Origin of the sequence: Peteryoungia ipomoeae, assembly GCF_004912165.1 — a bacterium.
Taxonomy (GTDB): domain Bacteria; phylum Pseudomonadota; class Alphaproteobacteria; order Rhizobiales; family Rhizobiaceae; genus Allorhizobium; species Allorhizobium ipomoeae.
Genome location: NZ_STGV01000005.1, coordinates 373,401 through 386,214, shown reverse-complemented (window position 1 = coordinate 386,214; position 12,814 = coordinate 373,401). Strand labels below are relative to the sequence as shown.

Annotated in this window: 11 protein-coding genes; 8 read left to right on the top strand and 3 right to left on the bottom strand. The window is 62.3% G+C overall.

All coding sequences use genetic code 11. From position 1 onward, the window contains the following. Window positions 1-152: 152 nt before the first annotated feature. From FAA97_RS16600 to xylA, 4 genes are all read left to right on the top strand, one after another. Complete coding sequence (locus FAA97_RS16600) at window positions 153-803, top strand: hypothetical protein (protein ID WP_136599671.1); 651 nt, start codon at window positions 153-155, stop codon at window positions 801-803. Window positions 804-920: 117 nt separating this feature from the next. Continuing rightward, complete coding sequence (locus FAA97_RS16595; protein WP_136599670.1) at window positions 921-1,946, top strand: LacI family DNA-binding transcriptional regulator; 1,026 nt, start codon at window positions 921-923, stop codon at window positions 1,944-1,946. Window positions 1,947-1,969: 23 nt separating this feature from the next. Then, complete coding sequence (gene xylB, locus FAA97_RS16590; protein WP_136599669.1) at window positions 1,970-3,424, top strand: xylulokinase; 1,455 nt, start codon at window positions 1,970-1,972, stop codon at window positions 3,422-3,424. A 164-nt stretch (window positions 3,425-3,588) separates the two neighbouring features. Then, window positions 3,589-4,899 carry a xylose isomerase gene (gene xylA, locus FAA97_RS16585; RefSeq protein ID WP_136599668.1) on the top strand — a complete coding sequence of 437 codons (1,311 nt, stop codon included), beginning with the start codon at window positions 3,589-3,591 and terminating at the stop codon, window positions 4,897-4,899. 244 nt (window positions 4,900-5,143) lie between these two features. Here the strand turns inward: xylA and greA are convergent, their stop codons facing one another. From greA to FAA97_RS16570, 3 genes are all read right to left on the bottom strand, one after another. Then, window positions 5,144-5,626 carry a transcription elongation factor GreA gene (gene greA, locus FAA97_RS16580; RefSeq protein ID WP_136599667.1) on the bottom strand — a complete coding sequence of 161 codons (483 nt, stop codon included), beginning with the start codon at window positions 5,624-5,626 and terminating at the stop codon, window positions 5,144-5,146. Between the two features lie 165 nt (window positions 5,627-5,791). Next, window positions 5,792-6,463, bottom strand: coding sequence for a hypothetical protein (locus tag FAA97_RS16575; RefSeq protein WP_136599666.1), 672 nt, complete (start codon window positions 6,461-6,463; stop codon window positions 5,792-5,794). 122 nt (window positions 6,464-6,585) lie between these two features. Beyond that, window positions 6,586-7,605, bottom strand: coding sequence for a LacI family DNA-binding transcriptional regulator (locus FAA97_RS16570; protein WP_136599665.1), 1,020 nt, complete (start codon window positions 7,603-7,605; stop codon window positions 6,586-6,588). 200 nt (window positions 7,606-7,805) lie between these two features. On the opposite strand from FAA97_RS16570, the gene FAA97_RS16565 reads away from it, so the two are divergent. The 4 genes from FAA97_RS16565 to FAA97_RS16550 all read left to right on the top strand — a co-directional run bounded on the left by FAA97_RS16565 (window position 7,806) and on the right by FAA97_RS16550 (window position 12,664). Continuing rightward, window positions 7,806-9,332 (top strand): sugar ABC transporter ATP-binding protein, encoded by a 1,527-nt coding sequence (locus FAA97_RS16565; protein ID WP_136599664.1) that lies wholly within the window; start codon window positions 7,806-7,808, stop codon window positions 9,330-9,332. A gap of 96 nt (window positions 9,333-9,428) precedes the next feature. Beyond that, a complete protein-coding gene (locus tag FAA97_RS16560) occupies window positions 9,429-10,439 on the top strand; it encodes an ABC transporter permease (protein WP_136599663.1) in 1,011 nt (336 codons plus the stop codon). 70 nt (window positions 10,440-10,509) lie between these two features. Further along, window positions 10,510-11,469 (top strand): substrate-binding domain-containing protein, encoded by a 960-nt coding sequence (locus FAA97_RS16555; RefSeq protein WP_136599662.1) that lies wholly within the window; start codon window positions 10,510-10,512, stop codon window positions 11,467-11,469. A gap of 142 nt (window positions 11,470-11,611) precedes the next feature. Then, a complete protein-coding gene (locus tag FAA97_RS16550) occupies window positions 11,612-12,664 on the top strand; it encodes a sugar phosphate isomerase/epimerase family protein (protein ID WP_136599661.1) in 1,053 nt (350 codons plus the stop codon). The last annotated feature ends 150 nt before the right edge of the window (window positions 12,665-12,814 follow it).

Genomic DNA, 12,814 nt, shown 5'->3' with positions numbered 1-12,814 from the left:
ACAGATCCGGGGCGCGGCCCTTTTGGGCGCTGTCCGACGGGCTCGCCTGCTGGATGGCGCCTGTGTTCATCAGGGATTTACAATGCACGTGTCGCGTGTATCCTTGACGTCGGACACTCTCGGGTTTGTCGAGAGGGGCAGGGAGGCGGGAAATGGCAGAGCAAGCAGCAGTCCAGGCGCTGGCCACATTTGTTAGCCAGTATTCAGGCGTCAATATTCAATCCACCAGCGCGCAAGTCGTGAATTTTACCGGTATCCTCTACAATGTCGCCGGGAGCACGCCGGACCCCTCCATCGGCGGGGTCACATGGAAGCAATTGCTGATCAATTACGGGATCAACGGCAATTGCTATGTGTCGTCGCCATTGCCGACCACGTCGACCAGCCATCCGCAATTCAGCGTTGGCGGCCACATGACCACGAACGCGGCGGGCACCGTGCCGACCGGTGGTCATTGCTATCTGATGCCGCTCTGTTTCTGGCACAACAGCACCTCGAAGAACGGGGTGCCGTTCCAGCACGTGAACAACGACACCATGCTCCAGCTGGATGGATACATGCAGGCCGATCTGGCTGCGACTTTCATCGCGCGCATGCCGGGTGCTGCGCCGCTGCGCGTGGTTGGGCTGCAAGATGGCCAGATCATGATCCAACCGGCGGACACGCAGGTTCTCTCGGCGATGAAGGCCGGCCAAATCGGGGCGGAACGCCAGATCCCCATGCCGGAGCACTATGTCGTTCTGCGCCAGATCGAGGAGGCCGGGCGCATCCAATACGTCATCGACGAGGTTGCCTTGCCGTGATGCAAGGTGGTGCCTGCATGGCGCGCTGCATTTGCTCGGAAAGAATCTGAGGTACGTACGTCGAAATCTGATTTACGTACCTCAGTCTCTGGTGTAGGACGGTTGCCGGAGGACAGGATGAAGCCAACCGTTCGAGATATTGCAGTCCATGCAGGCGTCAGTCTTGCCACGGTGGACCGCGTTTTGAACAATCGTCCGGGGGTCCGTGCGTCGACGCGGGAAAAAGTCGACGGGGCCATCAGCGCGCTCGGCTTCGTGCGGGATGTGGCGGCTGCGAACCTTGCCAAGGGGCGGGTTTATGCCTTCACCTTCATCATTCCCTTCAACGACAACAGTTTCATGCAGGGCCTGCGTGCAGCCATTGCCGAGGCGCAAGCGCGGGCGGCTGTCGAGCGGATCAGCATCCGGCTCGTCGATGTGCCGCCTTTCGATGCGGTTGCGCTCTCCGCTGCCATTGATCAGGCGGTTGATGAGAGCCCTGCCGGCATTGCCTTTGTCGCCGTGGATGCGCCGGAGGTTGCCGCAGCCGCAGCGCGTGCGGTCGAGGCCGGCATTCCGCTGGTCACACTCGTTTCCGACCTGACCGGGGCCCTGCGGGACCACTATGCCGGGATCGACAATGCGGCAGCCGGCCGGACGGCGGCAAGCCTGATTGGCCGTTTCCTCGGCGGTCGGGTCGGGCATGTGGCCGTGCTTGCCGGTTCCATGCTGGTGCGCGACCACCGTGAGCGGTGTGCGGCCTTTGCCGCCGCGATCACCGAGCGGTTTCCGACACTCACGCTTTTGCCGGTGCTGGAGGGGCGGGACGATCCGCAAACGGTTGAACGCTTGCTTGGCGATGTGCTGAGCCGGCGCGACGACATCGTCGGTATCTACAGCCTGGGTGCCGGCAATCGCGGACTGGCCCGCGCCATGGCAGCAATGCCGGCTGAGAAGCGCCCGGTGGTCGTTGCCCATGAGCTGACGGAGACAACCCGCGATGCCCTACAGAAGGGGTTGATCGACGCCGTCCTCAACCAGGATGCCGGCCATGAAGTGCGCAGCGCCATCCGCGTGCTGAAGGCGAAAGCCGACGGGCAATCGGTGGTGGCCGCGCAGGAACGCATTCGTATCGACATATTCTTGAAGGACAATCTGCCTTGAAGGCAGAGGATTGGAGGAACCCCATGTATCTCGGAGTGGATCTCGGCACATCCGGCATCAAGGCGATGCTGATCGATGACAGCCAGACCGTTGTTGGCGTCGGGCACGCCTCGCTGACCGTGCAGCGGCCGCATCCCGGCTGGTCGGAACAGCAGCCGCTGGACTGGATCCGTGCGACGGAAGAGGCGGTTGCTGCCCTGCGGGCGGCGCATCCGGGCGAATTTTCCGCGGTGAAGGGCGTCGGCCTTTCCGGCCACATGCATGGCGCCACGCTGATTGATGCCGCCGACCAGGTCTTGCGTCCCTGCATCCTGTGGAACGACACGCGGTCCCATGCGGAAGCGGCGAGCCTCGATGCCGATCCGCGCTTCCGGGCCATTACCGGCAACATCGTCTTCCCGGGCTTTACTTCACCGAAGCTTGCCTGGGTGAAGAACAACGAGCCCGACATCTTCGCCAGGGTGCACAAGGTGCTGCTACCGAAGGATTTCCTGCGTCTCTGGCTGACCGGCGAGTATCTCTCCGACATGTCGGATTCGGCCGGCACCAGCTGGCTCGATACGGCCAAGCGGGCCTGGTCGAGCGAATTGCTGGAGGCGACAGGGCTCAGCATCGGGCAGATGCCGGGCCTTGTCGAAGGTACGGATCGCGCCGGCATGCTGCGCGCTGAGCTATGCGCCCGCTGGGGTCTTGGCTCCGGTGTCGTCGTTGCCGGCGGTGCAGGGGACAATGCGGCATCCGCCTGCGGCATGGGTACGGTGGCTGAGGGGCAGGCCTTTGTTTCGCTCGGCACATCAGGCGTGCTGTTTGCCGCCAATGGCTCCTACCTTCCTAAGCCGGAAAGTGCTGTGCATGCCTTCTGCCATGCGCTGCCGAAGACCTGGCACCAGATGGGCGTCATTCTTTCGGCGACCGATGCGCTGAACTGGCACTCGACGGTCACGGGCAAGTCGGCGGGCGAGCTGACGGGTGAACTCGGCGAAACGCTGAAGGCGCCTTCCGGCGTGACTTTCCTGCCGTATCTCTCCGGCGAGCGCACACCGCATAACGACGCGAAGATCCGTGGCGCTTTCATCGGCCTCGGCCATGAAAGCGACCGCGCCGTTTTGACCCAGGCGGTGCTCGAAGGCGTCACCTTCGCCATTCGTGACAGCCTCGAGGCGCTGAAATCCGCCGGCACGAAGATCGACCGGGTGACGGCAATCGGCGGCGGCTCGCGCTCGCGCTACTGGCTGTCCTCGATTGCAACGGCGCTGGACATGCCGGTCGATATTCCGGCCGACGGCGATTTCGGGGCTGCGTTTGGCGCCGCCCGCCTCGGCCTGATCGCGGCCACGGGAGCCGATCCGCTGTCGGTTTGCACGGCGCCGGAAACGGCTGAGACGGTGGAGCCGGTCAAGGATCTGAGCTCAGCCTATGAGGCGGCTTACAGCCGCTACCGGGCGCTTTATCCGGCGATCCGCTCGCTCAGCAGCTGACGCCCCCCTCATCCGCCTGCCGGCACCTTCTCCCCGCTGGGGAGAAGAGACGCGCGGCACGCGCCGACATTCTCCTCTCCCCAGCGGGGAGAGGGCAGGGTGAGGGGGGAGAGCCCCACCCACTGCCATCACAATTCATCGCATACACACAGGAGGAATATCCCATGAGCACAGGTTTCTTCGGCAATATCCAGAAGATCAAATATGAAGGCGAGGGCAGCACCAATCCGCTGGCCTTCCGCCACTACAATCCGGATGAAGTGGTTCTCGGCAAGCGCATGGAAGACCATCTGCGTTTTGCCGTTGCCTACTGGCACACATTCGTGTGGCCGGGCACCGATCCGTTCGGCGGCAACACTTTCGAGCGTCCGTGGTTCAAGGACACGATGGATGCGGCGAAGATGAAGGCTGATGTTGCCTTCGAATTCTTCCAGCTTCTCGGAACGCCGTATTACTGCTTCCACGATGCCGACGTGCGCCCCGAGGGCAACAGCTTTGCGGAGAACACCCGCAACCTCAACGAGATCGTAGACCATTTTGCCAAGAAGCAGGAAGAGACCGGCGTCAAGCTGCTCTGGGGCACGGCGAACATGTTCTCGCATCGCCGCTACATGTCGGGTGCTGCGACCAATCCGGATCCTGATGTCTTTGCCTTTGCAGCTGCGACCGTGAAGACCTGCATGGACGCGACCCAGAAGCTCGGCGGTGAAAACTACGTGCTGTGGGGCGGCCGTGAAGGTTATGAAACGCTGCTGAACACCGATCTCGGCCGCGAACTCGATCAGATGGGCCGTTTCCTCAACCTCGTCGTCGAATACAAGCACAAGATCGGCTTCAAGGGCGCGATCCTGATCGAGCCGAAGCCGCAGGAGCCGTCGAAGCACCAGTATGACTACGATGTCGCGACCGTATACGGCTTCCTCAAGAAGTACGGTCTTGAGAAGGAAGTGAAGGTCAATATCGAACAGGGCCACGCGATCCTGGCCGGCCATTCCTTCGAGCACGAGCTGGCGCTGGCCAATGCGCTCGGCATCTTCGGCTCGATCGACATGAACCGCAACGACTACCAGTCCGGCTGGGATACCGACCAGTTCCCGAACAATGTGCCGGAAATGGCGCTCGCCTATTACCAGGTCCTGCAGGCGGGTGGCTTCACCACCGGCGGCACCAATTTCGACGCCAAGCTGCGCCGCCAGTCGCTCGATGCCGAAGATCTGCTGATCGGGCATATCGGCGGCATGGATTGCTGCGCCCGCGGCCTCAAGGCCGCGGCGAAGATGGTCGAGGACAAGGCGCTCTCCGGCCCGCTCGCCAATCGCTATGCCGGCTGGGACAAGGCCGAGAACCAGAAGATGCTGCGCGGCGAGGAAAGCCTTGAGGCCATCGCTGCCCGCGTTGAAGCGCAGAACGTCAACCCGCAGCCGGTTTCCGGCAAGCAGGAACTGCTGGAGAACGTTGTTAACCGCTACGTTTGATCGGGTTTTTTTGGGGTGATGCGGAGGCCGGGGCGCGAAAGTGTCCCGGCCTTTCGCATTCCTTCATCGTCGTCATCCTCGGGCTTGTCCCGAGGATCTGCAAAGGGCGGCGGCGGGGTGAGGCGTTCCGGCGGTGTGAGGTGCTTCAACCGACCGCCATCGTCCAACTCTCAGCCGATTGCAGTGGATCCTCGGGACTGCGCCCGAGGATGACGGCGGTCGGGTGCGGCGCCTGGGGGCACCGTCACCCGATTGCGGTGATCTCCAGTTCCTGGTCGCCGACCATCACGACATCGCCGACGGCCTTGCCCATCAGCCGTGCCGCAACCGGCGAGACAAACGAGATCGTGCCGGTCTTGGGATCGGCCTCGTCCTCGCCGACGATGCGGTAGGTCTGGACGCGGCCGTCGTCGCGCTCGAAGGTGACGCGGCTGCCGAAGGCGACGACGGTGTTTCCCTCCGGTGCCGGGATTACCTGGGCGGTGCGCAGGCGTTCCGTCAGATATTTCAGGTCGCGATAGGGGACGGCCGACTGGCGGCGGCGTTCGTTGACGTCTTCGATCGCCTGGGCGGCGCGATAGGCGGCACGCGCTTCCTCGGCCTCGGCTTCCAGACGTTTCAGACCGTCCGCGGTGACGAGATTGGGATGCGGGGAGATCGGGCGGTCCGGCAGGTGGATTTCTGCTGCGGTTTCCGAACTCTCTTCCTTGGTGAAGGCAACGCTCACACCGGTCTCCTCACACTGGTCTTAAGGGCATGGCAAAAGACCAGCATAGGACAGTGCCGTCGGAGCGCCAAGGGCAGGTTGATAGATCAAAGGGATGAAGCAGACCCCGGAGGCGCACCGGGAGGGACTCGGGGGAGGCGGCGAGCCGCCGGGGTCTGTCGTGGTCTACCGGACGGAGACGTTCAAACGGTAGCCCACGGATTTGCCAAGGTCGCGATCCTCGCCCATCAAATAGACGCGGAGCCTGTAGGCGCCGCTTACGGGCAGCTTGATGCTGGCTTTGCCATCGATGGAGGTCGCGCCATTGAAGATTGCGACATCGGCGCTGCCCGGCGGCAGGACATTGAAATAGATTGAGCCATTGCCATTGGTCTGGTCGACATGGAGGGCCGCTTCCAGGGTCTGGGCCTCCGAGGCGCCGAGGGTGTAGTCGAAATGTTCCCGGCCGCTGATACGGCCATTGACGATCGTGCCTGTCTCGCCCTCTGGAATGCGGATCTCGATGATGCCGCCCGGTGCGGCAATGCTGGCCGTCGTGAGGCCGTTGGAGACGTGGACATAACGCGCCGTCTTGCCGATTGCGAGCGTCCGCACCTTGCCATCGCGCTCCGCCAGGCAGCGCCAGACGGTGCCGCCGGGATCCTTGAGGACGATGAGATGGCCAGCTTCATGATCATCTGATCGGAGCACCTCGCCACCCTTGCCGCCGCCTTCACCCCGGATCCGGTCGATGCATCCATCGATCGCGGACTGTTCGGGCGCGTGGGCCGCCGAAACTGGCAGCGCGGCGGTCAGGGCAAATATCAGGCAGGTGAATGCGGTAATCGCGTATTGCATCATGTCCTCCCTGCGGTGCGTGAGGCACATTAATTTTGCAATAACTAATATACTACATTTCGCAGTGTGGGAAAAGAAAAATCAATGAATTTTTGGGGGTGCGGATTGGCGGGCGCGTTTGGCTAGCGTTTCGCCGGGCCGGTGACCGATCCGCGGACGATCAGATCCGGCATCAGCAGGATTTCCTGACGTTCCGTCGGGCGGTTTGACAGCGACTTGATCAGCAAGGCCATGGCCTGGCGGCCGATCGCTGTGCGGGGTTGGCGGATGGTGGTCAGTGCCGGATTGAGATAGGTGGCCTGCGGCACGTCATCAAAGCCGATGACGGAAAAATCATGCGGGAGTTCATAGCCGCGGGCGGTCAGGCCATTGACCACGCCGACGGCTGTCGCATCGTTGACGCACATGAAGGCGGTGGGCAGTGTGTCGCGCATGAAAAGCTGCTCGACGGCGAGGCGTCCGCTCTCGATGGTGCCGTCGCCATCCAGCACGAAACGGTTCGTCGGCGGGATGCGCGCGGCATCGAGCGCGATGTCGAAACCCTGACGGCGGCGCTGGTGGCCAAGCCGTGTCTTGCTGTCGCCGATGAAGGCGATTGCGCGGTGGCCGGACGAGAGCAGATGCTCGGCTGCCTTGCGGGCGCCCGCCACATCATCGACGCCGACATAGGGGATTTTCGAGCCGAAGACCGGTTCGAAGACGGCAACGGAGGGCGGCAGCCGGGTTGCTGCGACCTGGTGGCCAAAGGGCTCGTGGCCGGTGAAGAGCACCAGGCCCGTCGCCTGGCCCGAGCTCAGAAACTTCAGATATTCGAGCCCGCGTTCCGGATCGTTCTGGGTGTGGCCGATCAGAACGCCATATCCATGGGCGCGGGCCTCGTTTTCAAGCCCGATCAGGGTAGAGGAGAAGTTCGGATCGCCGATATCGGGGGCCAGGATCAGGATCATGTTCGACCGGCCCATGCGCAGCGAGCGTGCCATGGCATTGGTCGTGTAGCCCGTGATGGCAATGGCCTGATTGACGCGCTGGCGGGTGGTCTTGGCCACCTTGTCGGGCGTGTGGATGGCGCGGCTCACCGTGGCGATCGACACCTCGGCAATCCTTGCAACATCCTCGATGGTCGCCGGTGCCTGATCCTGCACGCGCCACTCTCCCGTCCCGTAACCTGTCCCTTTGGTCTATCCCTCTGGAATCGTTGGAGACCCTAGCTATCCTGCTGCGTCTGCGAAAGGAGAGGGTGTGGAAATCCGCCTGCTGATCCACGATGTAAACCTTTACATGGAAGATGTAAAGGTTTACACATGCTCTTCAGAAGCGGTTGAGGAGCCGCGGGGAGGATTGCATGACACAGCCTGGGGGCGAGGCGCGGACACCCGTGCTCGCGGCGGAGCGCATTTCAAAATCGTTTGGCGACGTGCAGGTGCTGTTCAGCGTCGACTTCGACGTCTTGCCGGGCGAAGTGCATGCGCTGATGGGCGAGAACGGTGCTGGCAAATCGACCCTCGTCAAGATTCTCTCCGGCTTCGAGCAGGCGACGGCTGGCCGAATTCTTCTCGATGGCGAGCCAGTGACGCTGCCCGCCAACGGGGCTGCCGAAGCACTCGGCATCGTGCTCATTCACCAGGAATTCAATCTTGCCGAACATCTGACCGTGACCGAGAGCCTGTTTCTCGGACGCGAGGTGACACGCTTCGGCATGCTCGACCGCAAGGTCATGCGGGCGGAAACGCGCCGTGTGCTCGATCAGCTGAATTCGAAAATCGACGAGAATGCGCTGATCAGTTCGCTGGCGGTTGCTGACAAGCAGATGGTGGAAATTGCCAAGGCAATCTCCCGCAAGGCGCGGATCGTGTTCATGGACGAGCCGACGGCGGTTCTTTCGCGGGACGAAACGGCGGTTCTGTTCGATCAGGTACGCAAGCTGCGGGCGCGGGGAACGAGTTTCGTCTTCGTCTCCCACAAGCTCGATGAAGTGATGGAGCTGACCGACCGGGTCACCGTTCTGCGGGACGGCCAATGGGTGAAGACGGCGCCGACCGCAGCGCTGGATGGCGAGGCCATTGCGCAGCTGATGGTGGGGCGTGAACTGTCGAGCCTCTACCCGCACAAGCACGAGCCTGACGTCGACGAAGAGGTCGTTCTTTCGGTGAAGGCGCTGACCACGGGTTTTGTGCGGGATGCGAGCTTTGATCTGAAGCGCGGCGAGGTGCTCGGCTTTTCCGGCCTGATCGGGTCCGGGCGGACTGAGCTGATGGAGGCGGTTGCGGGACTTCGTCCGCGCCTTTCCGGCGAGGTGCGGTTGAAGGGCACGGTTATGCAGGCGGGCGATTTTCGCGAGGCGAACCGGCGGGGTCTCGCCTACATGACCAAGGATCGCAAAGGCAAGGGCCTGTTGCTCGGCGAGGGCATGACGGCAAACCTCACCCTGCAGTCAATGGATCAGCATGTGCGCCACGGCTATCTCAATCCAGGCAGCGAAGCCAAGGCCATGGCGCGGGCCAAGCGGCGCTTCGATATCCGCGTTCGCGACGAAAAAGTCCGGGTCGGACGCATGTCGGGCGGCAACCAGCAGAAGCTGCTTCTTGCCAAGATCATGGAAGTCGAGCCTGACGTTATCATCATCGACGAGCCGACGCGCGGTATCGATGTCGGCACGAAGCAGCAGATCTATCATTTCATCGCAGCGCTTGCCCGCGAGGGACGGTCGATCATCGTGATCTCCTCCGAAATGCCGGAGGTGATCGGGCTTTGCACGCGGGTGGCCGTGATGCGCGAGGGCCGGATGGTTGGCCTGCTCGAGGGCGAGGACATCAACGAACAGACAATCATGCGCTACGCCGCCGGCCTGAAACGGCAGATGGCGAGCTGAAAGCGTGCAGCAGCCCGGCGGCAAGACCGGGCTTGAAACCAAGACTTCAGGGTGCGTGGCCTCTCGATGAGGCGCACGGGAGGAGACGGGAAGACCATGACTGCCGAGACTGAAACGACCGAAACTGGCCGTTCACGCCGAACCTTTCGCGACATAGACCTGCGCGCCGTGGCGCCCTTTGCCGCGCTGCTGATCCTGTTGATTGTCGGCGCGCTGGTAAACCCGAATTTCATCGGCCTCACCAATCTGGCCAATGTCGCGACGCGCTCGGCCTTCATTGCCATCATCGCCGTCGGTGCGACCTTTGTCATCTCCTCCGGAGACCTCGATCTCTCGGTCGGCTCGATGGTGGCCTTTGTCGCCAGCCTGATGATTTTGTTCATGAATTCCGGCGCGATTGCCGATCCCGGCCTGATGATCGCAGCCGCCATGGCGCTTGCGGTGATCATCGGTTCGCTCTGCGGCCTTGCCAATGGCCTGATTACCACCGTCGGCAAGATCGAACCCTTCATCGCCACGCTCGGCACCATGGGTATCTATCGCGGGCTCACCACCTGGCTTTCCCAGGGCGGCGCGATCACGCTGCGCGATGCCGAGCAGCAGGCGCTTTACCGCCCGGTCTATTTCGGCTCCATTCTCGGTGTGCCGGTGCCGATCGTCATTATCCTTGTCGTGACGGCGATTGCTGCCGTGATCCTGTATCGCACCCGCTATGGCCGCCATGTCGTCGCCGTCGGGTCGAACCGGGATGTGGCGCGCTATTCGGGCATTGCGGTCGACCGGGTGCGCACCATCGCCTTCGTCATCCAGGGGCTTTGCGTTGCCATCGCCGTGCTCCTCTATGTGCCGCGCCTTGGCTCGACCTCTGCGACAACAGGCATTCTGTGGGAGTTGCAGGCGATTACCGCGGTCGTTGTCGGCGGCACGGCGCTGAAGGGTGGCGCGGGGCGTGTCTGGGGCACGATCTGCGGCGCCTTCATTCTCGAGCTGGTCGGCAACATCATGCTCTTGTCGAACTTCATCTCCGAATATCTGATCGGCGCCATCCAGGGCACGATCATCATCATCGCGATGCTCGTCCAGCGGTCGCTGGCGCGCAAGGCGTAACGAAACGGCCGGGCAGGAGGGTCGCCCGGTCCGTTCTTCAGTCGACCCTAGTCACTTTGGGAGGAAAGCAATGCACAAGAAACTGTTGGGTCTGGCCGTTGCGATGACGGCATTGACCGCAATCTTCACGGCTGCGCAGGCGCAGGCGCAGGATGCAAAGACGATCGGCGTCTCCATTCCGGCGGCGACGCATGGCTGGACATCCGGCGTGATCTATCATGCCGAGCGTATCGCCAAGCAGCTGATGGAGCGTCATCCGGGTCTCAACGTTGTCGTCAAGACATCGGCCGATCCATCCAGCCAGGCCAATGCCGTGCAGGATCTGGCAACCCAGGGCATCGATGCGCTGGTCATCCTGCCGACCGATCCCGATCCGCTGGTCAATGCCGTGAAGCAGATCAAGGACAGCGGCAAGTTCGTCGCGCTCGTCGACCGCGCGCCTTCGGTCAACGACAACTCGGTGCGTGATCTCTATGTCGCCGGCAACAACCCGGCGCTCGGCGAAGTTGCCGGCAAGTACATTGCCGAAACGACGCCGGATGCGGAAGTCGTCGTTATCCGCGGCATGCCGATCCCGATCGACCAGCAGCGTCAGGACGGCTTCGACAAGGGGATTGCCGGCTCGAACGTCAAGGTTCTCGATCGCCAGTTCGGCAACTGGAACCGCGACGATGCCTTCAAAGTCATGCAGGACTACCTGACCAAGTATCCGAAGATCGACGTGGTCTGGTGCCAGGATGACGACATGGCCGTCGGCGTGCTGCAGGCCATCGAGCAGGCCGGTCGTACCGACATCAAGTATATTGTTGGCGGTGCGGGCTCCAAGGACATGATCAAGAAGGTGCAGGATGGCGACAAGATGGTGCCGGTCAACGTGCTCTATCCGCCGTCGATGGTCGGCACGGCCATGGAGCTGACGGCGGCTGCCCTCTATGACGCAGTTCCGGTTCACGGCACCTACACGCTGGACGCGACGCTGATCACGCCTGAAAATGCTGCGAACTACTACTTCCCGGATTCGCCGTTCTGATCCCTCGAGATCACGCAGGACTGCTCTGCCCGGGGTTTTCCCGGGCAGATGTTTGACGGGCGCAATCATTGCGGTTGTATCGAAAATCCATCTCCTGTAATCGTTCACGGTAACGTTGCAGGGATCTCAGGGAGGAGAATTCATGAAGACGATCAAGGGGCCGGCAATCTTTCTAGGCCAGTTCGCGGGCGATGCCGCACCTTTCAATTCCTGGGATGCGATCACCAAATGGGCCGCCGACAAGGGCTATCTTGGCGTGCAGGTCCCGACCTGGGCCAGCCAACTGATCGATCTGAAAAAAGCGGCCGAATCCAAGGATTATTGCGACGAGCTCGCCGGTGTGGCGCGGGCAAACGGCGTCGAAATCACCGAACTTTCCACCCATTTGCAGGGCCAGCTGGTTGCCGTGCATCCGGCCTATGATGAGGCCTTTGACGGTTTCGCTGCACCCGAAGTGCGCGGCAATCCGAAGGCGCGGCAGGAATGGGCCGTCAGCCAAGTCAAGTATGCGCTGAAGGCTTCGCGCAACCTTGGCATCAAGGCGCATGCAACCTTTTCCGGTGCGCTTGCCTGGCCTTATATCTATCCCTGGCCGCAGCGCCCGGCCGGTCTCGTCGAGACCGCCTTCGATGAACTGGCCAAACGCTGGCTGCCGATCCTCGATTATGCCGAGGAGCAGGGCGTCGATGTGTGCTACGAAATTCATCCGGGTGAAGACCTGCATGACGGCGTGACCTTCGAGATGTTCCTCGAGCGGGTGAAGAACCATTCCCGCGCCAACATGCTCTACGACCCGTCGCACTATGTGCTGCAATGCCTCGACTATCTCGACAACATCGACATCTACAAGGACCGGATCAAGATGTTCCACGTCAAGGACGCGGAATTCAATCCGACCGGTCGGCAGGGCGTCTATGGCGGCTATCAGGGCTGGGTCAACCGAGCCGGGCGCTTCCGCTCACTGGGTGACGGTCAGGTCGATTTCGGCGCGATCTTCTCGAAGATGGCAGCCAACGATTTCGACGGTTGGGCCGTTGTCGAATGGGAATGCGCGTTGAAGCACCCGGAAGACGGCGCCCGCGAAGGGGCAGACTTCGTCAAGGCGCATATCATCCGCGTGACGGAACACGCCTTCGACGACTTTGCCGCCGGCGGCACGGACGATGCGGCGAACCGGCGGATGCTCGGGCTTTAGGTCAGTTTTTCGATAGGGTGACCGGGGGAACCCCCCTCTGTCACTGCGTGACATCTCCCCCACAAGGGGGGAGAGTGGCCGTTGCCCTTAAGGGCTTCCACTCCCGGCGGAGCGGTGGCCCCGAGCCGTTCTCCCCCTTGTGGGGGAGAT